Source organism: Paenibacillus sp. 2TAB23, assembly GCF_052115165.1.
Classification (GTDB): domain Bacteria; phylum Bacillota; class Bacilli; order Paenibacillales; family Paenibacillaceae; genus Pristimantibacillus.
In genome coordinates this window covers 99,069-120,478 of sequence record NZ_JBFRGD010000015.1, presented here as the reverse complement: position 1 = coordinate 120,478, position 21,410 = coordinate 99,069, and the positions used below count along the sequence as shown (strand labels likewise).

The 21,410-nt window shown below is 50.6% G+C and carries 19 protein-coding genes; 6 read left to right on the top strand and 13 right to left on the bottom strand.

Annotated elements, in window-relative coordinates; genetic code table 11:
- Positions 1-159: 159 nt before the first annotated feature.
- Positions 160-1,932: an ABC transporter ATP-binding protein gene (locus AB4Z29_RS20885; protein WP_441944923.1), complete on the bottom strand. Its 1,773-nt coding sequence runs from the start codon at positions 1,930-1,932 to the stop codon at positions 160-162.
- A 12-nt stretch (positions 1,933-1,944) separates the two neighbouring features.
- On the bottom strand, positions 1,945-3,687 hold the full coding sequence (locus AB4Z29_RS20880) for an ABC transporter ATP-binding protein (RefSeq protein WP_441944922.1): 1,743 nt from the start codon (positions 3,685-3,687) through the stop codon (positions 1,945-1,947).
- Positions 3,688-4,017: 330 nt separating this feature from the next.
- Between AB4Z29_RS20880 and AB4Z29_RS20875 the strand changes: the two genes are divergently transcribed.
- Positions 4,018-5,121 carry a glycosyltransferase gene (locus AB4Z29_RS20875; protein ID WP_441944921.1) on the top strand — a complete coding sequence of 368 codons (1,104 nt, stop codon included), beginning with the start codon at positions 4,018-4,020 and terminating at the stop codon, positions 5,119-5,121.
- Positions 5,122-5,146: 25 nt separating this feature from the next.
- Here the strand turns inward: AB4Z29_RS20875 and AB4Z29_RS20870 are convergent, their stop codons facing one another.
- Genes AB4Z29_RS20870 through AB4Z29_RS20855 form a run of 4 tightly spaced genes read right to left on the bottom strand, consistent with a single transcriptional unit; the run spans position 5,147 to position 8,899 of the window.
- A complete protein-coding gene (locus AB4Z29_RS20870; RefSeq protein ID WP_441944920.1) occupies positions 5,147-5,911 on the bottom strand; it encodes an ATP-binding cassette domain-containing protein in 765 nt (254 codons plus the stop codon).
- An 18-nt stretch (positions 5,912-5,929) separates the two neighbouring features.
- A complete protein-coding gene (gene ssuC, locus AB4Z29_RS20865; protein WP_441944919.1) occupies positions 5,930-6,703 on the bottom strand; it encodes an aliphatic sulfonate ABC transporter permease SsuC in 774 nt (257 codons plus the stop codon).
- Positions 6,704-6,724: 21 nt separating this feature from the next.
- The gene (gene ssuD / locus AB4Z29_RS20860; protein ID WP_441944918.1) at positions 6,725-7,870 is read right to left on the bottom strand and encodes an FMNH2-dependent alkanesulfonate monooxygenase; all 1,146 of its coding nucleotides are present in this window, start codon (positions 7,868-7,870) and stop codon (positions 6,725-6,727) included.
- 36 nt (positions 7,871-7,906) lie between these two features.
- Complete coding sequence (locus AB4Z29_RS20855; protein ID WP_441944916.1) at positions 7,907-8,899, bottom strand: sulfonate ABC transporter substrate-binding protein; 993 nt, start codon at positions 8,897-8,899, stop codon at positions 7,907-7,909.
- 274 nt (positions 8,900-9,173) lie between these two features.
- Here AB4Z29_RS20855 and AB4Z29_RS20850 point away from each other — a divergent pair, with 274 nt between their 5' ends.
- Positions 9,174-10,376 carry a helix-turn-helix domain-containing protein gene (locus tag AB4Z29_RS20850; protein ID WP_441944915.1) on the top strand — a complete coding sequence of 401 codons (1,203 nt, stop codon included), beginning with the start codon at positions 9,174-9,176 and terminating at the stop codon, positions 10,374-10,376.
- A 101-nt stretch (positions 10,377-10,477) separates the two neighbouring features.
- Here AB4Z29_RS20850 and AB4Z29_RS20845 read toward each other — a convergent pair whose 3' ends face one another.
- Positions 10,478-11,521: an anthranilate phosphoribosyltransferase gene (locus AB4Z29_RS20845; RefSeq protein WP_441944971.1), complete on the bottom strand. Its 1,044-nt coding sequence runs from the start codon at positions 11,519-11,521 to the stop codon at positions 10,478-10,480.
- 15 nt (positions 11,522-11,536) lie between these two features.
- Entirely contained in the window at positions 11,537-12,154 is a 618-nt protein-coding gene (locus AB4Z29_RS20840) for an ANTAR domain-containing response regulator (RefSeq protein ID WP_441944914.1), read from the bottom strand.
- A gap of 324 nt (positions 12,155-12,478) precedes the next feature.
- Here AB4Z29_RS20840 and nirB point away from each other — a divergent pair, with 324 nt between their 5' ends.
- The 4 genes from nirB (at position 12,479) to AB4Z29_RS20820 (ending at position 17,363) form a co-directional block, all read left to right on the top strand.
- On the top strand, positions 12,479-14,923 hold the full coding sequence (nirB, locus tag AB4Z29_RS20835; RefSeq protein WP_441944913.1) for a nitrite reductase large subunit NirB: 2,445 nt from the start codon (positions 12,479-12,481) through the stop codon (positions 14,921-14,923).
- Between the two features lie 68 nt (positions 14,924-14,991).
- Positions 14,992-15,306 carry a nitrite reductase small subunit NirD gene (gene nirD / locus AB4Z29_RS20830; RefSeq protein ID WP_441944912.1) on the top strand — a complete coding sequence of 105 codons (315 nt, stop codon included), beginning with the start codon at positions 14,992-14,994 and terminating at the stop codon, positions 15,304-15,306.
- A 136-nt stretch (positions 15,307-15,442) separates the two neighbouring features.
- Positions 15,443-16,219, top strand: a complete 777-nt coding sequence (gene cobA / locus AB4Z29_RS20825) for a uroporphyrinogen-III C-methyltransferase (protein ID WP_441944911.1) — start codon at positions 15,443-15,445, stop codon at positions 16,217-16,219.
- A gap of 190 nt (positions 16,220-16,409) precedes the next feature.
- Positions 16,410-17,363, top strand: coding sequence for a TRM11 family SAM-dependent methyltransferase (locus AB4Z29_RS20820; RefSeq protein ID WP_441944910.1), 954 nt, complete (start codon positions 16,410-16,412; stop codon positions 17,361-17,363).
- A 13-nt stretch (positions 17,364-17,376) separates the two neighbouring features.
- Here the strand turns inward: AB4Z29_RS20820 and AB4Z29_RS20815 are convergent, their stop codons facing one another.
- From AB4Z29_RS20815 to AB4Z29_RS20795, 5 genes are all read right to left on the bottom strand, one after another.
- On the bottom strand, positions 17,377-18,153 hold the full coding sequence (locus tag AB4Z29_RS20815) for an alpha/beta hydrolase (protein WP_441944970.1): 777 nt from the start codon (positions 18,151-18,153) through the stop codon (positions 17,377-17,379).
- 176 nt (positions 18,154-18,329) lie between these two features.
- Positions 18,330-18,794 carry a divergent PAP2 family protein gene (locus AB4Z29_RS20810; RefSeq protein WP_441944909.1) on the bottom strand — a complete coding sequence of 155 codons (465 nt, stop codon included), beginning with the start codon at positions 18,792-18,794 and terminating at the stop codon, positions 18,330-18,332.
- A gap of 75 nt (positions 18,795-18,869) precedes the next feature.
- Positions 18,870-19,724 carry an MBL fold metallo-hydrolase gene (locus tag AB4Z29_RS20805; RefSeq protein WP_441944908.1) on the bottom strand — a complete coding sequence of 285 codons (855 nt, stop codon included), beginning with the start codon at positions 19,722-19,724 and terminating at the stop codon, positions 18,870-18,872.
- On the bottom strand, positions 19,721-20,482 hold the full coding sequence (locus tag AB4Z29_RS20800; protein WP_441944907.1) for an ABC transporter permease: 762 nt from the start codon (positions 20,480-20,482) through the stop codon (positions 19,721-19,723). Before AB4Z29_RS20800 ends, AB4Z29_RS20805 begins: the two co-directional genes overlap by 4 nt.
- The gene (locus tag AB4Z29_RS20795; RefSeq protein ID WP_441944906.1) at positions 20,463-21,227 is read right to left on the bottom strand and encodes an ABC transporter ATP-binding protein; all 765 of its coding nucleotides are present in this window, start codon (positions 21,225-21,227) and stop codon (positions 20,463-20,465) included. The genes AB4Z29_RS20800 and AB4Z29_RS20795 overlap by 20 nt, the downstream gene beginning before the upstream one ends.
- Positions 21,228-21,410 lie beyond the last annotated feature (183 nt).

The window sequence follows — 21,410 nt, the reverse complement described above, 5'->3', positions numbered from 1 at the left end:
CTTTTTCCCTGTCAATTAGTAGAAGGATGTGATTTGATAGGCAGAAAAACAGGGCTATAGACATAAAAAAGCGCCATTTACAAGACTTGTAACGTCATGTATATGGCACTTTTTACTCAATTCACTAGAATTAGTTCGTTACTGCGAACGATTCCCTCTTTAAACCTCATTCGGCATTCCTGCTGTCTCCAGCATGGCTTTCTCGCCTTTCTGAAGCTGGTACATCTTAAAATACCTGCCTTCAAGCGCCATTAACGCCTCATGGTTGCCGCGCTCCACAATCTCGCCCCGATGCAGCACGAGAATTTGGTCAGCCTCGCGAATGGTAGACAACCGATGTGCGATAACGAGCGTTGTCCGCCCCTCGCTGACAACGCGGAGCGCCTGTTGGATTAGCCCTTCCGTCTCGCTGTCAATGCTCGCAGTCGCTTCATCAAGTATAAGAATGGATGGATCGAAAGCAAGCGCCCTTGCGAAGGAAATCAACTGCCGCTGCCCCGAAGACAGCGTACTGCCGCGTTCTACCACAAGCTCATCGTAGCCGCTCGGCAGCTGCTCGACAAACGGCGCGGCGCCAACATCCTTCAGTACTCTTTTGACCCGTTCAATCGTGATGTCTTTATTGTAGAGGCTGACATTGAATTTAATGTCCCCCGCAAATAAATACGGATCCTGGAGCACGATCCCCATATGCTTGCGCAGCTCTTGCTTTGAATAACCCGATATGCTGCGTCCATCGATCGATATCGTCCCTTGATCCGGTTCATAAAATCCGAGCAATAGGTTCATAATCGAGCTTTTGCCCGATCCCGTATGTCCGACCAGCGCTACGGTCTCGCCCTTGCGGGCTTCGAATGAAATCCGTTTCAGCACGTTCTCCCCTTCTTTATAAGCGAAGGTCACGTTATCGAATTTGACGACGCCATCCGGCTTTGGCACCTGATGAACCTCTTCAACCTCCGTCCCTTCCATATCCAGAATAGCAAATACTTTCTCTGCGGATACGAAAGCACGCTGCGCATTCGTCAATTGATCAAATATACCGATAATCGGTTGAAAGATGCGCCCCAAATAATCAATGAACGCGTAGAATACGCCGTACATAATAGCCGTTTCGAGGGACTGGCGGCCAAAATACCAAATAACCATCGCCGTAACAAGCGCGCCAATCGTACCTACGATATTCCTTGAGGACAAGGAAAATACACGGAACTGCTTGATCTGATTGACATATCTGTCCTCGTTGAGAACCTCGAATTCCTCAAGCGTCACCTTTTCGCGGCGAAAAGCCTGAATAATGGGCATTACGACGATTGATTCATTAATCATGGCATTCATATCGCTAAGTCTGGCACGCATGACCGTAATGTATTTTTTGGAATACTTCAGATGCACGACCATAATGAGCGCAAATAGCGGCGGTAGCAGCAAGCAGAAAAGCGCTAAGCGCACATCTAGTATAAACAACGCCGTGAAGATGCCTACCAGCTGCACAAAGCTCACGACGAAGGTAGCCATGAAGCTCATAAATAAATCACGTACAGCCTCCGTATCGTTTGCGATTCTCGAAACGATTTGGCCGATTGGCGTATTGTCGAAGTACCGCAGCGGAATACGCTGAATATGCCGCATCAAATCCATACGCATGTTCTGTATGATGCGCAGAGCGGTCGATTGCAAAATATAGGACTGCGAGAAATTCCCAATGCTCGCCACGAGCAAAAGGCCCATATAAAGAGCAAGCAGCCATAGTACTGGGGCGAGCTCTTCGCCTCCGGCAGCCAAATGCTTGTCAATAATCGTTTTTATAATAAAAGGACCGCCAAGCTCGGCGCCTACCGCGCAGCAAAGAATAAGCAGGGCGCCGATAATTCTAAATTTATAGACGAGAGCATATGCGAATAGTCTTCTCGCCGTCGATTGCTTTGGCATGCTAGAGCCTCCTCATTCTTCCAAGCTTGCTTCCATTTGCTGCCTATCCCACTGTTCTTTATACCAGCCTCCGAACAGCATAAGCTCGTCATGCGTTCCTTCTTCGACGATACGTCCCTCGCTCAGAACGATAATCCAATCCGCATGGCTGACGGCCGAGAGGCGGTGGGTCGCGATAAAGGTCGTTTTCCCCTCGCGCTCCAGCCTGATGTGGTGAAGAATCCGGCTTTCGGTACGGGCATCCACCGCAGACAACGAGTCGTCCAGCAGCAGGATTTCGGAGTCGATGAGCAGGGCGCGAGCAATGGCAAGCCGCTGCTTCTGTCCGCCAGAGAGCATGACGCCATTCTCGCCGACGATTGTTTCCAGCCCTTGCGGCATTTGGGCAATATCCTCCGTGAATGAAGCCATCTCGACGGCGCGGGCAATGTCGGCAGGCGTCGCGGCAGGCTTCCCAAGAGCGATATTATCGCGGATCGACTTCGAGAGCAGCAAATGCTCCTGCGGAACGTATGCCACCCAGCGCCGTATCTGATCAATCGCGATTTGCTCGATTGGGAAACCAGCGATCATTAGCAGCTCACGATCCACCGGATATTGGCGCAGCAGCTGCTTCAGCAGCGTGCTCTTGCCGCTTCCGGTTTTGCCTACGATGCCAAGCGTCTGTCCGCGCTCCAGCTGGAGCGTGATATCTTCCAGGGCTGGCTTGCTTGCAGACGGATAAACAAAGGTCAGCTTCCGCATTTCGATGCTTCCCGGCACATCAACCTGCACCAGCTTTTCCGCATCTTTAAGATCCGGCTGCTGGTTCAGAGCTGTATCCAGCCGATCGGCTGAAGCGCTTCCGCGCTGCAGCACATTAATAAACTCGCCAAATGAAATCATCGGCCAAATCAGCATGCCCAAATAAATATTGAACGATATCAGCTGCCCAAGCGAAATCTCATTCTGAAAAACAAGATACGAGCCATAGCCGATTCCGATAGAGTAGCTGATTCCTACGATTAATGAAATGATCGGCTGGAACATGGCGTTGAGTACCGATACTCTTTTGTTTTTGAGCATGACGTCATTCGTAACGCGATTAAATGCATGCAAATCGTCATTCTCCTGCACATAAGAGCGGATTACGCGAATGCCTGAGATCGACTCCAGCGCGTGGTCATTCATTTTCCCAAAAGAAGCCTGCGCGTCTAGAAACCGGGTTCTTACCTTTTTGCCAAGCTTGCTGATCACGACCGCCAACAGCGGAAGCGGTATGAGTGCCGCGATCATCAGCTTGTAGCTCACTAGCGAAACCATCATAATGACTACGACGGACGCGCCAACGAGCGTGTTGACTAGCGTCATGACGCCATAGCCTGCTGTTTGTCCAATTGCCAATATATCGTTTGTGGCAAGCGCCATAAGCTGCCCCGTGCTGTTGCGTTGAAAAAATGCTGGCGTCATCCGCGTTAAGTTCGCAAGCAAACGTCCCCGCAGCACCTTCTCAATAAGCGCCGAGTTACCGAACAGCGTCGTTATCCATATGTAAACCATCACATAGAGCAGCACCGCTAGACCTATGAGCAGAAGAACCGTTTGCGTTAATCCCGATGAGGTCAGCTCGCCTTCACGGATATGATCGACCGTTCTTCCAATTAAATTAGGCGGTATCGTAGAGAGCAAGCTAACGAGCGCCATAATGCCTATTGCGAGCGCATAGCTCCCCCACCGATCTTTAAAAAACCACCGGAGCCGATTAACAAAAGACATGAGATCCCCCTTTTCCTAGTACCAGCTTTCAGTATAGCAGTATTCTGCAGACTAATTCACCTATTCATTTTTACTCGGCGAGCACAATTAGAAGAAGGAGCGGCCGCCTGCGCCCGCTCCCTTTAAGAATGATTACAATAGTCTTCCAGGCGGCTTGGATAATCGAAACGGCAATCGGAAATAAGCATCAACCGCGTATCACCATTGCTTCATTCATAATTTTACCACTTTTAGGAGTCGAATGGAGCAGGCTGCGATAGTTTTTAAAATAATAATTGTTCTTTATAACGAATATGATATGATCATTTTATAGCCTATGAACGAACTTGCATGGAAATCCAATCCGCTCCCGAGGTGAAGCGCATGACTGTCTCCATTAGTGTTATCGTGCCCGTATACAATGCCGAGAAGTGGATAAGCGACTGCTTAGACAGCATTATCAACCAGCCATTTCGTCATATCGAGCTGCTGCTCATCAATGACGGATCCACCGACCAAAGCGGGGCGGTCTGTGAGGCATTTGCTGCGAGAGACTCACGAATTAGAGTCATGCACAAGCCTAACCGCGGAACGAGCAGCGCGAGAAATATCGGATTAAAGGCTGCTACGGGCAAATACATCTCATTTGTGGATGCGGACGATGAAATTGACAAACTGTTCTTCGTTAAGCTTTACGCTGCTGCGGAACAATTCGAATGCGAGGCTGTCATTTGCGGATATGAGTGTTTGCAGACAAAGGAAGAAAAACCGCCGCAATTCACGCTTCATGCCGTCATGAATGGCAAGGAGCTTGTGCTCAGCGCCGAACGAGCCCATTCCGGCAACGAGCTTTGCTTCGTGTGGCGCTGCCTTTTTCTGCGCAGCTTGATTGAGAAGAGAAACATTAGGTTTCAAGAGGGGTTAACCATCGGAGAGGATACGATCTTTTTGCTCGAGGTTGTACTGTCCGCCAATCGCGTATATGCGATACCAGATCTTCTATACCGCTACAACACCCATAATAATGCAGACAGTCTTACCCGTTCCTCCTTTAAGCCTCTTCTGGAGAAATGCTTGATTCTGCAATATGAGCTTAGAAAGCGTCTATCTGACAAATCCGGTTTACTTGCCAGTGATAGGTATAAAGAGGATATGGCCTCTTATTACATTAACGCGATCCGGCCCATGTTGTTTACGAATATGAGGAACAGTCCGGATACTGCTACCAAAGAGGATATGAAGCGTATCGTCCATCTGAAGATGATGACGGACAGCACAAAGCAGCTTGGCTTCAGTTACAAATGCGGCAGCCTGAAAGAGTACCTTTATTATATCGCATTTAAATACAAGCTAGCCGCCCTGCTCTTTCACTCGGAATTCGGCAGGCGTTCCAAGCGTTCGAGACGCTCCAACCTGTTCCCCGGCTTATTCGGTAGAAGCAAGAGCGGCATATAGGTCAATCATGCAATCGGAACTAACGCTAAATCGAATACGTCGTTTCTCTCTTCGAGCCATGCTTGTCGCGCACGAGTATCCGATCCAGAATCAGCTTCTCGAAATACACGAAATCATTATCACGCTCGCGCGGACGATCCAGCGTAATCGCCACATCGAGTGCGATATGCCCGTTTTCAATCAAAATAACACGGTCCGCCAGCGCAACGGCTTCACTGACATCATGCGTTACGAGCACCGCTGTGAACCGCTGCTCCGTCCAAAGCTCTTCGATGAGCTGCTGCATATCAATTCGGGTTAATGCATCGAGCGCGCCGAGCGGCTCGTCCAGCAGCAGCAATCTCGGCTCGCCAACAAGCGCTCTTGCCAGCGCGACACGCTGGCGCTGGCCGCCGGACAGCACGCCTGGCCACTCCTTCGCGCGATCCTGCAGCCCCACTTGCCGCAGCGCCTCCAAAGCCTTTTGCTTGTCTCCCGATTTGACGCCAATCGCAACGTTATCCACGCAGCGCTTCCAAGGCAGCAGCCTCGCATCCTGAAACAGCATTCTTGTATCCTCGCGAATGCCCGTCACTACGGCATCGTCTAGCTTGATTGCTCCCTGCGACGGATCTTCCAATCCCGCGATCAGCCGAAGCAATGTGCTTTTTCCGCAGCCGCTTCTCCCGACGATGGCAACGAACTGCCCCGGAGGAATATCGAGCTCCACCCCTTCAAGCACCTGCTTAGAGTCGAATTGCTTCCCTGCTTGCTGTATGAGGAGCCTCGCTCCCGTTTGTGTGGCATGCATGCCTATCCGCCCCCTCTGTTAACGTTTCACGTAATTCGGATGCCATTTCAACAGCCATTGCTCCAGCAGCTTGGCTGCCGTATCCGACAGTTTTCCGAGTACCGCGTATAGAATAATGGCCAGCACCACTACATCAAGCCGCATAAATTCACGGGCATTCATAGCCATATAACCGATGCCCGAGTTCGCAGAAATGGTTTCCGCAACGATCAATGTCAGCCACATAAACCCAAGCGCGTAACGCACGCCAACCAGAATCGACGATAAAGCTCCCGGCAGTATGACGTCACGGTATAACGCATATCCTCGCAGACCGTACACCTTTGCCATTTCCACCAGACCAGGATCAATAGAGCGAATGCCGTGCACGGTATTTAAATAAATCGGAAAAAACACGCCCAGCACGACCAGAAATATTTTGGCCGTTTCCCCAATTCCGAACCACAAAATAACGAGCGGAATCAAAGCCAGATGAGGGACGTTCCGTACCATTTGAATAGAGCTGTCCAGCAGCCGGTTCGCTGTCTGAGACAAGCCGTTCAGCAAGCCGAGTAGAAAACCTATGCCGCCTCCGATCGCGAAACCAATAAACGCACGGCTCGTGCTGCTGCCCATGTAATGGAACAATTGTCCGCTTCTTGAAAGTTCAATTCCCGCCTCCGCCACTTTAAGAGGGGTTGGGAGCGTTCGGCTGGATATCCAGCCGAGCTCCCCAAGCAGCTGCCATATGATTAATAGGAGAATCGGAACGATAGCAGGAGCTATACGGCTGTTTAAGATTCGAGTAAACATAAAAATGCGAGCCCCTTCCGTTTAAGTAGCGCTGCCTGATTGGGATTGGGGCCGTTTATTGTAAGCGACCAATTCGCCTGACGCTTGGATCCCCTCGTGGAGTATTTCTCTGTGCGGTGCCAAAGGCAGCCTTGGAAACAATAGCTCAGCCGCACGGTATGCCTCTTCGAGATGCGGATATCCCGATAATATAAAGGTTTCGATGCCAAGCTCCGCATATTCCTTGATTCGCGCCGCAACCGTGTCGGGATCGCCGACCAAGGCTGTACCCGCTCCGCCTCTTACAAGCCCAATGCCCGCCCACAGATTCGGCGAGATGACCAGCGCGTTTTTGTCGCCTTTGTGCAATTCTCCCATGCGTTTCTGGCCTACCGAATCGTATCTTGCTAGGATTTGCTGCGCCTCGGCTATCGTTTTCTCATCCACATGGCGGATAAGGCTTTCGGCCGCATCCCATGCCTCTTCCTCGGTCTCTCTCACAATGACATGAAGTCTGATTCCGAATGTAACCTTTTTGCCGCTCGCTTCCGCAAGCTGCCGCACATCGGCGATTTTTTTGGCAACCTCGCTAGGCGGCTCCCCCCATGTCAAATAACAATCGACATGATCGGCTGCAATCTGCTGCGCAGCTGGCGAGGAGCCTCCGAAGTAGATAGGCGGGTACGGCTTCTGAAGAGCAGGGAACAGCACCTCTCCCGACTCGACACGGACATATTTGCCGTCAAAATTCACTTCGCCGCCTTCCATCATTCGCCGCCATACCGACAGGAATTCATCCGTCTGCTCGTATCGCTCGCCATGATTAAGGAAGATGCCGTCTCCGCCGAGCTCATGCGGATCGCCTCCGGTGACAACATTGACAAGCAGCCTGCCGTTTGAGAGCCTGTCGAACGTCGACGCCATTCTCGCAGCGGTCGAGGGCGACATAAGGCCCGGCCGAATCGCAACGAGAAACTTCAGACGCTGAGTAGCGCCGATTAACGAGGATGCCGCAACCCAAGCATCCTCGCATGCCTTGCCGGTAGGAACCAATACGCCATGGTAGCCTAGACGATCGGCAGCCTGTGCGATTTGCTTGATATAGTCATAATCAACTGTCCGTGCGCCTTCAGACGTTCCCAAATATCTGCCGTCTCCATGTAAGGGAATGAACCAAAATAATTCCATCGTCATGCTCCTTAATCCTCTGCAGGGTATGAGGTTTTATTTTACTACCGCATCGCTTACTTTAATGGCTGAAGGGATCAATTCCAGCTTCAGGAACGTATCCGCAATGTTCTGCTGGGCTTCAAGCGTTTCATCGCTCACACGGATGACACCCCAGCCGCGATGGGAGAGCGCTTGCTCAAGCGGCGCTGTATCGAGACCTAACGCGGGAGCGAGCAGCTTTGCAACCTCTGGCTGATTGTCCTTTGCCCAATTATCAGTCTCTTCCAGCTGCGCGAGTATGACATCGATTGCTTCCTTATTCGATTTCGCAAAATCCTTGGAAGCCAAGTAAAACTCGTAGTTTTTCACAAGCCCTTCCCCATCGGCCAGCACGCGTGCTTTGGTAGCTAGCTGCGCAACCGAGTAGAATGGCTCCCAGATGACCCACGCATCAACATTGCCGCTTTCGAATGCAGCCCTGGCATCCGCTGGCGGCAAATAGACAACCTCTACATCGCTATAGGCAAGGCCTTCCCGCTCCAAATATTTAACAAGCAAATAATGCACATTGGAGCCTTTGTTCAAAGCTATTTTTTTGCCTTTCAAATCCGCCGATGATTGGATCGCAGAATTCTCAGGCACTAGAATGCTTTCCGCCTTCGGGCTTTCTGGCGAATGGGCCAAATAAGCTAGCGGCGCACCTGCCGCCTGAGCAAAGATTGGCGGCGCTTCTCCCGTATGACCGAAGTCGATGCTTCCAACATTCAACGCTTCAAGCAGCTGCGGTCCGCCGGGGAATTCCGTCCACTCTACCGCATATCCTGCTTCCTTCAGCTTCTCATCGAGACCGCCGCGCTCCTTCATGATGTTCACCGAAGCATATTTCTGATAGCCGATCCTAACCGTTTTCGCTTTCTCTCCGCCCGCTTCCGTCTCATTGCCCTCCTTGTTCGCACCGCAAGCCGATATCACCATCATTGCAGCTAAGAGCAGCAGAAGCGCCACTCTCGCCAAACCTCTTTTTTTCGTAACCGTTCCTTTATTCATCTCTAATCACAGCCCCTCAGCTTTTCTTAAAATCGTAATAACTCATAATTCCTATTAAGTTACTTTGTTTTATGTACATCGAAATTATCATTTGCTTCAAAGGCTGTCAATAGAATGAGGAAAGACGAAGAGCGATGAGGAGGAATGAGGAATATCCACTGTTTCTTTTGCATTTATCAATTGAAGTTTAAGGGGCGATAACTTATTATTATATATAACAATTCCTATGTACTAACTATGTTTTTTCTATCACATAGAAACGGAGAGTTCAACTATGATGAATGATCGCTTGAATCTTCTCAGCCTGCAGGAAGCGATGGACCTGCTTGGGATCAGCCGTGCTACCATCGACCGCTGGCGCAAGGATAAGCAGCTTCCTCATATCAAAATAGGCAAGGAAGTATGGATCGACGAGCAGCAGCTTCAAGGTTGGATCAAGCAGCACGGCGTTTCCGAGCCGCAGAATCATGCTGCCGAGGCAATCGTCCCGGATGATACAACCATTACAATCGGTTACCAAAGCGGAGCTGCTCTGCTCTGGAGTCCGCTTATTATTAAACAGCTCGGTTTGTTCGAGGAAGAATTGAAGCGCATGAACCCCACGAAGCGCTACCAGGTCCGATACGTGAACGCTCCGAACGGCATGGAGCTTGTCGAAGAGCTTATCGCAGGACGAGTTCACATCGCCTCTGTCGGCGATTACCCGATTATAGCCAGCCGCGCACTCAGCCAGATCCTGCCCCGTTTCCAACCGCAGGTCATCGCTTTCGACGGTAAAACAGGAAGCGGCGGCGGCATATCGCTTGTCGTTCCGACTGGCGGCAAGGTCGACCATATTGAAGCGTTATCGTCCTTATCTATTTCCACGGTAGGCAACTCCAGCTCCTCATACCGGCTGAAGGAATGGATGAAGACCTACGGCCTGCATTCCGAGCCTATCGTGCATCGCGGCATGGGCGACTGTCTTAATGGCATCATTGAAGGGCATGTTGGTGCCAGCATGCTATGGGAGCCTTACCTAAGCTGGGTGCAATCGATCGGCGCAGGCGTCCCCCTCCTCTCAGAAGGAATCGGCGGCGATTACTTGACCGGGCTTGTAACCGATGGCAATTGGTCAAGAGGCAACCAAACGATCGTTATCGCTTATTTGAAAGCTCATTTAAGAGCACATGAATTCATACGCAATGATCAGCAACGCGCGGCCGAGCTGATACACAAAGCCAGCGGCTTCCCCCTTCCGCTTGTCGCCAGCGTACTTACGCAAATCAGGTGGGATGCATCCATCTACAGCCGCGACCTTCAAACCTTGAATCGATTCAATGAGGGTCAGTCCGATTGGCTTTCGGCGCATAAGAAAAACAACGGCGGCTTGGAGTTCAACAAGCTTTATTTGCAGGAAGCCGTGGAAGCGTTAAAGCTGCCCATCCTCACCGACTCCCCTTTGCCTGGCGAATGGTCAATCGACAATTTCTATTAAGCAAGCACATCAAAAAGACCGCCTCGGTTGGCATAATGCCTTCTGAGACAGCCATGATGTCATGTTTTCAGCTATCGTATTCCATCTGTTCCCGCCTGCAGCTAGCTGCTGCAGGGCTGCGCGCTTTGACTGCGCATAACGGACTGCCATTTGCGGTACAATTCCCACGCCGCGCCATTATCAAGCAGATCCTTGCAAATATAAATGCCTTCCTCGATCGAGTCCACCTTCTCCGCCAATTGAAGCCTTACAGCCGCATTGAGAAGCACTTGATTAGCAAATGCGATATGACCGCGCCCTTGCAGGATCGCTTCGGTTTCCAGCACCTGCTCTGCCGGCGTCCAGTCTTTCTCCGGCACCGCCGTCTCGAGTCCGTAAGCATCCGGATCAATAACGTTAAGCTGCGATTGTCCGTTCTCCACGAAGTAAGTCCGAGTAGGGCGCTCGATATACAGATCCTCCGACCCTTCTGTACCCTGAACAATCAGCGCCTTCTTATAGTTCAGATTATTGGCTAGCTTCGCCATCCGTTCAAAAACAGTGTTGTGGTACACGCCAAAAATGAGATACGGTGAATAGGCGTAATCAATGAGCTTCTCTGCCGTATTGAGCACCGTGCGCATGCCAAGCTCAACCCGGATCGAGCGCAGCGCCTTTAACGGCGGACACCACTCCTCGACAGGTACATACAGCACACCAGTCTCCTTCGCCGCCTGAACAATACGGTCCCTTGAAAGCAGGTCAGCATCAATGCCCGATTCCTTCAACAGATCATGCAGCGTAATCCCCCATTTGGGCGGCAATGAGGCTGAGCCGTGCAGCGTGACCGGAAGTCCTGCGGCTGCCAGGACAAACGAGGTCGCGAACGTGGCATAGAACGATTTCCTCCTGCCGTCATAAGGGCCCGCGCAATCAAGGCCTTGCTGAATCGGCGCTCGATAAGCATGCTTCCGGCAGACGTTAACGAATGCCTCAATTTCCTCAACGCTTTCCATTTTAATTCGTTCAGCAACGAAAAAGGCGCCTATTTGCGCCGGGGTCGCCTTTAGCTCCAGAATGGCGGTTGCTGCCTGCAGTGACTCCTCATAGCTGAGATCCCGCGCTCCCCTTTTACCCCGGCCAACTTCCTTTAACAGGTTGATCATCATCGCAAAGCCCCCTTATTTTTGATCCTGAAGGATTTGATAGACCTTAACGATCGATGTAGCCACATCCACCATGCGTTTCCGTTCATTCATGGCTTGCTTGCGCAGCACATCATAAGCTTCCGCTTCAGAAATATTTTTGATTTTGCATAAAATGCCTTTGGCCATATCGATCCACTTCCGCTCTTCAAGCCTGCCTTCGAGCTGCTTCCGCTCATTCATCCACTGCAGGCGCTCAAAGCATTGCTTGGAGCCGAAATGAAGAGCCCAGTGCAGCTCTTGCTCGCTCATGGAGGGTGTAAGTATGCCATCCACTTGAATGTCATCCTCGCAGAATGCCGCCGACTGGGATGCTGCCGCTGCACTGCACCACCATAGCATCGGAACCGTTTTTTGCTTCAGCAGCCTTCTTCCCCATTGCTTTACTTCATTAAGAGGGACATGAAGAACGACTGCGTCTGCGCTGACCATTTGCAACTCAGCCTTCTTCTCATCCACTGCGCGAAGTACCTGATAGCCGTAATTCTCCAATACATATTTCGGCGTTTCTGTCTTGGACAGCTGATCTGACTGAGGGTCCGCCATCGCCCCCTCGGTTGCCGTACGATGATCGACCACTAACAAAGAACGCATTTGGAAGCGCCCCCTCCTATTTCGACTTTTTGTGAACACAGCACAAGCCGATACCTTTGTGATTATATATAACATACAAAACGGCATATTGTCACTAACCAAGTTTTTTCACCGATATCCATGTTAACTATCTTGACACGAACCTGTAAGCCGTTGTATATTTACCATATCAAATTCATATCTTTCACGAGTACAACGGTGTATTCGTTATAAGCGGCAAAGAAGCCTGCTTTCGATTTCCAAGGGGACGTGCGTTTTCCCATGGATCGTGGCAGGCTTTTATTTCGTTTTCGCATAGACAGAGACTGAGAGGAGAGAAATACAATGACTACAACGAAGAAAAAATTAGTACTCATCGGCAACGGAATGGCGGGGGTTCGTGCAATCGAGCATCTATTAAAACTTTCTCCGGAGGGCTATGACATCACGATCTTCGGCTCAGAGCCTCATCCTAACTATAATCGAATTATGCTGTCTTCCGTTCTAGTAGGCGGTGCCGATTTGCAAGAAATCGTCATCAACGACTGGGAATGGTATAGAGAAAATAACATCACGCTCCATACTGGCCACAAAATAACCAAAATCGATACGGACCGCAAGAAGATTATCTCACATCTGGGCATCGAAGCCGCTTACGATACACTCATTATTGCGACAGGCTCTAACCCGTTCATGCTTCCGCTTCCGGGGGCGGACAAGGAAGGCGTCATTGGTTTCCGTGATATCAAGGACTGCGAAATCATGATGGACACTGCGAAAAAGTATAAGAAAGCGGTCGTCATCGGCGGTGGCCTGCTTGGTCTTGAAGCTGCTCGCGGTTTGCTTCACCTCGGTATGGAGGTCCATGTTGTCCATATCCATAACCACTTGATGGATCGCCAGCTTGATGAGGCAGCTTCAAGAATGCTGCAACGTGATCTCGAGGCACAAGGCATGCAATTTCTATTAAATAAACATACAGCAGCGATCAAAGGCAAACGCCGCGCAACAGGCCTTGCTTTCACTGACGGTACTGAGGTTGACGGTGATCTGGTCGTCATGGCGGTTGGCATACGTCCTAATATCGAGCTTGCTAGAGCAGCGGGCATCGAGGTTAACCGCGGAATCGTAATTAACGACTTCATGCAAACGAGCGTGCCTGATATTTATGCAGTCGGTGAATGCGCCGAGCACAGAGGTATCTCTTACGGCCTCGTAGCCCCACTTTATGAACAAGGTGCCGTTATGGTCAAGCATTTGGTCGGCGTAGAAACGGCAGGCTATGCTGGCTCGGTAACCTCTACGAAGCTGAAAGTATCCGGCGTAAATGTATTCTCTGCTGGACGTTTCGCAGATACGCCAGGCACCCGTGCTCTGAAGATTCAGGACGATCTGGCTGGCACCTACAAAAAAATCGTGATCCAAGACGGCAAGCTCGTTGGGGCTGTCCTCTTCGGAGATACGGCTGACGGCGCAGAACTGTTTGCAATGATTAAGAATGGCGAATCCATTGCGGGACGCGAAAAGGAAATTTTACTTGGCATTTCCTCCGATCTGCTCGGTCAATCCTCCAGCGGCAACAGCAGGCTTGAATCCATGGCCGATGATGAAATCATCTGCGGCTGTAATGGCGTATCCAAAGGCKATATTGGCGATGCCGTTCTAAATAAAGGGTGCAATACGGTTGGAGCCATCAAAGCCTGCACGAAAGCATCCGCCTCCTGCGGCGGCTGTAAGCCTCTTGTTGAAGGGCTGCTTCACTTATATGCCGGCGATGCGGTTGGCGAGACGGTCAAAGAAGGCATTTGCGGCTGTACAACCCATTCGAGAGATGAAATCGTAGCAGAGATTACACGCATGAATCTGAACTCGACGAAAGAAGTCATGAACGTGCTTGGATGGAGCAACCCTGAGGGGTGCACGAAATGCCGCCCAGCACTTAACTACTATCTGGGTATGATTAATCCCGAGGAATACGTGGATGAGAATGAATCACGGATTACCAACGAACGCTTCCATGGTAATATCCAAAAAGACGGAACGTATTCGGTAGTACCGCGCATCTACGGCGGCGTCACCTCTCCAGCTGATTTGAAGAAGATTGCCGAGGTTGCGGAGAAATACGATGTGCCGATGGTGAAATTCACGGGCGGCCAGCGTCTCGACTTGCTAGGTGTTAAGAAAGAGGATTTGCCGAAAATGTGGGCAGATCTCGATATGCCCTCCGGTCATGCTTACGGCAAAACGCTGAGAACGGTCAAAACATGCGTCGGCTCCACCTTCTGCCGCTTTGGCACGCAGGATGCGATCGGTATGGGCATCAAGCTGGAGAAGGCGTTCGAGGGGCTGAACGCACCAGCTAAAGTGAAGCTTGCCGTATCCGGCTGCCCGCGGAACTGCGCGGAAGCAACGATCAAGGATTTCGGCGTAGTCGCTATTGACGGCGGCTGGGAGCTTCATGTAGGCGGCAACGGCGGCGTGAAGGTTCGCGAAACCGATCTGCTCTGCATCGTGAAAACAGAAGATGAGGTCATGGAATGGTCCTCCTCCTTCCTGCAGCTTTACCGGGAAAATGCACAATGGAATGAGCGTACCGCACAGTGGATTGAACGCGTCGGTCTGGATTACGTCAAAAAAGGACTTGAAAATCCGGAAGACCGTCTAGCTCTTAAATCTCGTATCGATAAAACGCTGAGCCTAACGACCGATCCTTGGAAGCAAATCGTTGAAACGGATGAACTCCGCAAAAACTTCGAGCAGTTGAACACCGCTCAGCCGGTACAGCTGTAACATAAGTTGGATGCGTACGTTATCCAAGTCAGCATGGATCAACAAAACTTTCCAGGAGGGATATTCACATGACTACAAAACTGCTAGTAGCAAATTTATCCGAAATCGACGTAAAAGGATCCCGCCGTATCAAGGTGCAGGATATTGAAATAGCCGTATTCCGCTTGACAGACGGCAGCGTGCTTGCTGTCGAGAACAAATGCCCGCATAAGGGCGGTCTTCTATCGGAAGGAATGGTGTGCGGCACAGCCGTACACTGCCCTCTCCATGACTGGAAAATAGATTTGCGCAGCGGCAAAGTACATGAACCGGATGATGGCTGCATTACGACCTTCGAAACGGAAATCGACAGTGTGAGCGGCTCAATCTACGTTACGATTTGAGGATAATGCCCGTATGCTCAGAAGCATTCTACCTGCCTTAGATTAATGGTTAGCGAAAAACATACCTCCATCGCTTTATTGCAGGATCCCAAAGCATTGGACACTAAAACGGCGTAAGAGCCGAAGGGAGCATCCTATGAGAAACAAAACGGCAGGCAAGGTTTATATAGTAGGTGCAGGTCCAGGCGATCCTGAGCTCATTTCCGTAAAAGCGATGCGGCGTATTCAACTGGCTGACGTTATTCTCTATGATCGCCTAATTAGCAAAGAATTATTAGCCTATGCCGGTCCCCATGCAGAACTTATCTATTGCGGCAAGGCTCCCGGCTCCCATGCAATGCCCCAGCATCTTATTAATGAAGCACTGGTTCGCTTCGCTCAAGACGGCAAAACGGTCGTACGGCTCAAAGGCGGAGATCCTCTCGTCTTCGGAAGAGGCGCCGAGGAAGCGCTAGAGCTCGCTACATGGGGAATCGAGTATGAGATCGTTCCCGGCATCACTTCGGCCATCGGCGCAGCTGCGGCTGCCGGGATTCCGGTTACTCACCGTGAATACGCCGCTTCCTTCGCTTGCGTAACTGGGAGCAGATGCCACGGAGACAAAACGCCTATCCGGTGGGACTTGCTTGCACACGGCGTCGATACACTTGCCATTTATATGGGAGTGAGCGAGCTTCCGGCTATTCGCGAAGAGCTGCTGAAGCATGGCAAGTCCGCAGCAACACCCGTAGCGTTAATTGAACGCGGCACGACGAAAAGGCAGCGTACCATCATTGGCACGCTTGCAGATATCCACACGCTCGCCATAACGATGAAGCTTGCTAATCCGGCCCTGATTATCATTGGCGAGGTTGTACGGGTCCGCGAGCGACTTATGCAAGCGGAGCAGCATGCGGTAGCACTCATTGGATAACAGCATTTCGACCTATAATCGGATACCTTCCTTTACATGGAGGCGACAGCGGCTGCACTTGCCATTGTCGCCTTCTATGCTTGTCAGCTTGGTCACTCAGCACACTTCTTCCCTCCTTTTTCTTTGTCTGGTCTTCTTTTTCCTGTATACTAGAAGCTTCAACTCGTTTTTATAAAGGATGCGACTCCACTTGGAAACAAGAAATGATGTACCGTTATATTTATATACTTATGGCTCAAGATTGGAAGAAACGGAGCTATGCTACTTGGAAATGCGTTCTTTTTTCGATAAGCAAACCGATTCTGGGCTATTGATGAGCGAAATTGCGGTCCATCCCGATCGAAGCCCCTTTATGAGAGAGCGAATTGAGGTACTCTACCAAGGCGAGCAGCTTGCGGATATTCTTGAGCAAGTCAAACAAATTGAGCTTCGCGATGAGACGTTTAAGGTTATTTTTGTCAAAATGAGCGATCTTTCACCCGAGGATAAAATCGATTTCGATCAGATGCGCCTAGTCGAGAGAGAGATAGGCATTTATATAGAAGGAGAAGCCGATATGCGGAATCCTGATCGCGTATTCGGCCTTGTTTATTGGGGTGGACGTTACTATTTCGGACATTATATCAAGAGCAAAGCGGTCTGGCTTACGCAAATTCAGAAGCCGCGCAGCTATTCCATCGCGCTTAGCACCCGGGTTGCAAGAGCTGCAGCCAACATTGCCGTGCCGTTCCCAAGCGGGAAGACTGCCATCGACCCGTGCTGCGGAATCGGGACCGTACTGGTTGAAGCGCTATCGATGGGGATCGATATCGTCGGAAGAGACATTAACCACTTCGTTGTTCAGGGAACGCGCGAGAATTTAGCCCATTTCGGACTGGAGACATCGGTCATTTGCGGCGATATCGCAGATGTTACCGATCATTACGATGCGGCGATTCTAGATATGCCCTACAACCACTTCTCTACTACAACACCTGAGAAGCAGCATGAATTGCTCATACATGCCCGCCGCATCGCTAACAGGGTCATTGTAGTCACTGCAGAAACGGTCGATGCGTTTATTACAGAAGCAGGATTCACGATAGTCGATCGCTGCACGACACGGAAAGGCAGCTTTGTCAGGCAAATCCTCGTTTGTGTCTAACCGATTCGGGTGATTATGCTTGAAATCCGCTCCATGCCAGCCATGAGGCGCAGGCAGTCGTCCATTCCTTCGTATGCGCCTCACTCTCAGCCAATCCCAAGCCATGATGGCCTTTCGCATATACATGCAGGTCAAAGAGTACGTTATGCTTTCGGAGAGCGGCCGCAAACATCAGGCTGTTCTCTACGGGAACGGCTGCATCATCCGACGTATGCCACAAGAAGGTCGGTGGTGTATCCTCAGTCACTTGCAGCTCGCTGCTTAGCTGCCTGATCATGAGCGGGTCCGGTTCGGCTCCTAACAGGTTTGATCTTGATCCTGCATGGGCAAACGGGTCCAGCAGCGTTATAACGGGATAGCATAGCACGAGCAGATCGGGACGGGATGACTCGCGTTCAACTACATCCTCCGCATCTTTGTTCCCGGCATCATAGCTTGTACCAGCATTAGAAACCAAATGACCACCAGCGGAGAAACCAAGCAGACCCAGCTTATTCGGATTGATTCGGTACTCCTCTGCTTTGAACCTCACGGTGCGAATAGCCCTTTGCACGTCAAGCAGCGCGCATGGATACTCGTAAGGCGCTACCCGGTAACGCAAGACAAACGCCGATATCCCTAGACTGTTCAGCCACTGCGCAATCGGTTCTCCTTCATGGTAAGCTCTGATGCCGTAACCGCCGCCTGGGCACACGATAACAGCCGGCGCTTGCTCTCCTTCGACGAGATAAGGCGTAATTGCCGGACAATCCTCATCCTCATTGCTGCGTGCGAACGGCGCTCCGTGCATCCACAATAATTGCTCTGCCAATTGAATAACCCCCTAATTAATGGTATGTATCTTCATTCCTGATTCATTATATACCTATCCGGGCAGACGAGCTATCAGATATTAGACAAAAAAAGGCTTAAGCCTGATGGCTTAAACCTGTATTTTCGATAAAGACTCATGATGAGGTCGAGACGTTATCTCCTGAAAGAAGTAATTCCTCCTATAAAGCCAAAAAGCGCGCCGAGCACTGACCCGGCAGCGACCTCACGCGGTTGATGACCAAGACTTTCCTTGAGCCGTTCGCGCCTGCGCTTATGATAAATCCCCGGATGCTTTCCAGCTAGCCGTTCGACATCCTCATCCAAATCGTTTACCTGCACCGCAATTTCACCTGCATGCCTTCGAATATTCATGGCATCATACATTACCACAATGCTAAGCATCGCCGATATTGCAAATTCAGGTGTCCTCACACCGTATTTTGTAGCGGTATAGGCAGTTAAAGCCGTTACGCCGCTTGAATGAGCGCTCGGCATGCCGCCCGATCCAATGGCTCTTCGCAAATCCCACTGCCCCGTTTTCGCGTAATGCAGCGGAAGCTTTAGCAGCTGAGCTGCTCCAACCGCTGCAAGCGCAGTCAGCAGTCCTCTATTCGACACAACCGTCACCTCCAATCCTTTTGCTTCATCATTTTGTCCTAATGAAGCAAAATCATGTGGTCAGGAATCGAGATGCTACTTCATATAAATGAAACGTTCACCCGGCGCAAACATGTGGAACTTCTTCGCAGGATAATGACGCTGAATATAATCGACGAAATAAGCCGGGTTCTCATCATTGTGCGGGAATAAACCATAATGCATCGGAACGAGCATATCCGCATTTATTTGCACAGCTATTTCCACGGCCTCGCGATAATTGCAATTGCCGACAATGCCTTGTCCGCCGCGCACAAAATCCCTTCCGTTTATCGGAAGCAAAGCAAGATGGACTTGCTTGCTCCGCAGCCATTCCACAAGCTCTGGAAACCCTACTGTATCTCCGGCATGGTATAACGATAGACTGCCGAATTGCGCTGCAAATCCAAGAAATTTATGCTCGCCCGCTTCATCCTGCTCGAATTGCTCGTGCTTAGCGGCAAAAGCCTCTAACCGAACACCTTCGGCAAGCTCCAGAGTTTGACCATGTGATATTCCGATTAACTGCTCATCCCGCAAGCCCCATTCCTTCAATAAAGGCAGATGTGCTTTAGGAACGATGAAACGCGTCTTCTCCGATTCAGCAATCACCTGCAGCGTCTGCTTGTCCATGTGATCCTCATGATGATGGGAGCAGACCACGAAGTCGACGTCGAGGCAGTCCGCAGGCTGCAGCGGCGATTCGAACGCACGCGACCATGGCGGGCCGCTCAGCTCATACACCCAATTCGTCAAATATGGGTCAAACAGAATGGTTTTGTCTTTCCATTTGACCAAGAAGCCCTCTTGCCCCAGCGCCCATAGCGAAAGCGCATGCTCAGGCAGCTCGGTCTCCATAATTTGCTTTACCAATGCGGGGCCGCTGTTATAGATCTTCACGACATTCATCATCCCTTCTCTTCCATAGGTTGTAGACGGAGTTCCTTAGTAAACCACAGCTTGTAGCTCAGCAGACTCAGAATAATGCTCGTTACCGCAGCAGAGCTGGCGAAGGCGAATACGATTAGAATTTGGTAGCGAACCGCTTCAATTGGATCGGCTCCGGCAATGATCATGCCTGTCATCATGCCGGGCAGTTGGACAAGTCCTACCGTCTTCATGCCGTCTATGGTTGGAATCATGCTCCCTTTGACTGCGCGTTTCATGACATCCTGAACCGCTTGCCTGGCGGACGCTCCAAGTGAAAGCAGCGTATCAATCTCGCCCCTTGCCGTACTTATTTCTCTTCTCATTTGGTTCAATAATAATCCGGATACGACCATTGCGTTGCCGATTGTCATGCCGCTTAAGGGAATGATATATTGCGGCGTCGCTTCAATGACATGGAATCCGAGTAGCAATCCCATCATAAGCAGCTCAGTCGTACCGATAGCAATCGCGATTCTCCATGCGATACCGCGCAGGCCTGAACCTCTTTTGGCCGCATTGTGAGAAGCGACTCCTATCATCAGCAATAGAATCAATGCAATAAACAATGGATTGCTTGCACCAAAAACAAATTGCAGGACATAGCCGACTAGAAGGAGCTGGATCGTTGAACGGATCGTGCCTACTGCAATATCTCTTTCGAGACCAAGCTTCTGCCATACGGAAACAAGCATCGTTATCATCACGAACAAGAGCGTAAAGCTAAGAGCTAGAATGGACATGTGACTGCTCCTTCTGCAGAGGAGCAGCTATATACTCTCTTGCAAGAGCTGTTTCGGGACGCTCGAAGAATCGCTCTGTTCTGCTATTTTCGAGCAGCGTGCCCTCGCCCATGAACCAGACAGACCCGCTCATCTGGCGTGCTTGCTCCAAATCATGCGTAACCCAGATAAGCGTTGTGCCTTCTTGCTCATGCCATTCCCGCAGCGCCTGCTCAACTAATTCCTTGCTTGCTCTGTCCAGCGAAGCGGTAACCTCGTCCAGCAGCAGCACCGATGGGTGCAGGAGCAAGGAGCGCAATAAGGAAACCCGCTGTTTTTCTCCGCCTGAGAGCTGCTGTGCGTTTTTGCCCGGCTCCAGATGATCAAGCCCGAGTTTTGGCAGTAATCGCCGGACTAGCTTCTCGTCATAGGGGCTGCGATGCAGCATGCTGACCGTACGCAGGTTCTGTTCAATACTTCCTGGCAGCATGACTGCTTGCTGTGCCACGTAACACATCTTTTTCCGCCATTCCTTCGGATCCGAACCTCGAAGCGAGATGTCATGCAATCGAATATCCCCTTCATCCACGGCTTCAAGTCCGGCAAGTATTCGAAGCAAGGTGCTTTTTCCTTGGCCGGATACGCCGAGCAGCGCAATAATCGCGGGCTCAGCAACCTTGGCGGAAACATTTTCAAATAGAGGGCGATCTGCTGGTCCGCCTATATTTTTCTTCAAATGCCTGAACTCAAGCATAGGCTTCATCATTGCCCTCCTTTTCATTTTCTTACCATTATAACGTGATTGCGGCTGATCGAAAAAGAACTAAACATGAGTATGCCATTAACGCTGCGTGACCAAAGTCATTCTTCCGATCGCCGTTGCAGTCAAATGGTTTTGATTCGTTAACTTCATATATAGTTACCATTTGGTCTGCAAAAGCGAGCATTG

What these genes read in the sequence shown, in the direction of transcription:
- AB4Z29_RS20885 (WP_441944923.1), bottom strand. Translation starts at nt 1,932, where the DNA reads ATGCCAAAGCAATCGACGGCGAGAAGACTATTCGCATATGCTCTCGTC.
- AB4Z29_RS20880 (WP_441944922.1), bottom strand. Translation starts at nt 3,687, where the DNA reads ATGTCTTTTGTTAATCGGCTCCGGTGGTTTTTTAAAGATCGGTGGGGG.
- AB4Z29_RS20875 (WP_441944921.1), top strand. Translation starts at nt 4,018, where the DNA reads ATGGAAATCCAATCCGCTCCCGAGGTGAAGCGCATGACTGTCTCCATT.
- AB4Z29_RS20870 (WP_441944920.1), bottom strand. Translation starts at nt 5,911, where the DNA reads ATGCATGCCACACAAACGGGAGCGAGGCTCCTCATACAGCAAGCAGGG.
- ssuC (WP_441944919.1), bottom strand. Translation starts at nt 6,703, where the DNA reads ATGTTTACTCGAATCTTAAACAGCCGTATAGCTCCTGCTATCGTTCCG.
- ssuD (WP_441944918.1), bottom strand. Translation starts at nt 7,870, where the DNA reads ATGGAATTATTTTGGTTCATTCCCTTACATGGAGACGGCAGATATTTG.
- AB4Z29_RS20855 (WP_441944916.1), bottom strand. Translation starts at nt 8,899, where the DNA reads ATGAATAAAGGAACGGTTACGAAAAAAAGAGGTTTGGCGAGAGTGGCG.
- AB4Z29_RS20850 (WP_441944915.1), top strand. Translation starts at nt 9,174, where the DNA reads ATGATGAATGATCGCTTGAATCTTCTCAGCCTGCAGGAAGCGATGGAC.
- AB4Z29_RS20845 (WP_441944971.1), bottom strand. Translation starts at nt 11,521, where the DNA reads ATGATCAACCTGTTAAAGGAAGTTGGCCGGGGTAAAAGGGGAGCGCGG.
- AB4Z29_RS20840 (WP_441944914.1), bottom strand. Translation starts at nt 12,154, where the DNA reads ATGCGTTCTTTGTTAGTGGTCGATCATCGTACGGCAACCGAGGGGGCG.
- nirD (WP_441944912.1), top strand. Translation starts at nt 14,992, where the DNA reads ATGACTACAAAACTGCTAGTAGCAAATTTATCCGAAATCGACGTAAAA.
- cobA (WP_441944911.1), top strand. Translation starts at nt 15,443, where the DNA reads ATGAGAAACAAAACGGCAGGCAAGGTTTATATAGTAGGTGCAGGTCCA.
- AB4Z29_RS20815 (WP_441944970.1), bottom strand. Translation starts at nt 18,153, where the DNA reads ATGCACGGAGCGCCGTTCGCACGCAGCAATGAGGATGAGGATTGTCCG.
- AB4Z29_RS20805 (WP_441944908.1), bottom strand. Translation starts at nt 19,724, where the DNA reads ATGATGAATGTCGTGAAGATCTATAACAGCGGCCCCGCATTGGTAAAG.
- AB4Z29_RS20800 (WP_441944907.1), bottom strand. Translation starts at nt 20,482, where the DNA reads ATGTCCATTCTAGCTCTTAGCTTTACGCTCTTGTTCGTGATGATAACG.
- AB4Z29_RS20795 (WP_441944906.1), bottom strand. Translation starts at nt 21,227, where the DNA reads ATGATGAAGCCTATGCTTGAGTTCAGGCATTTGAAGAAAAATATAGGC.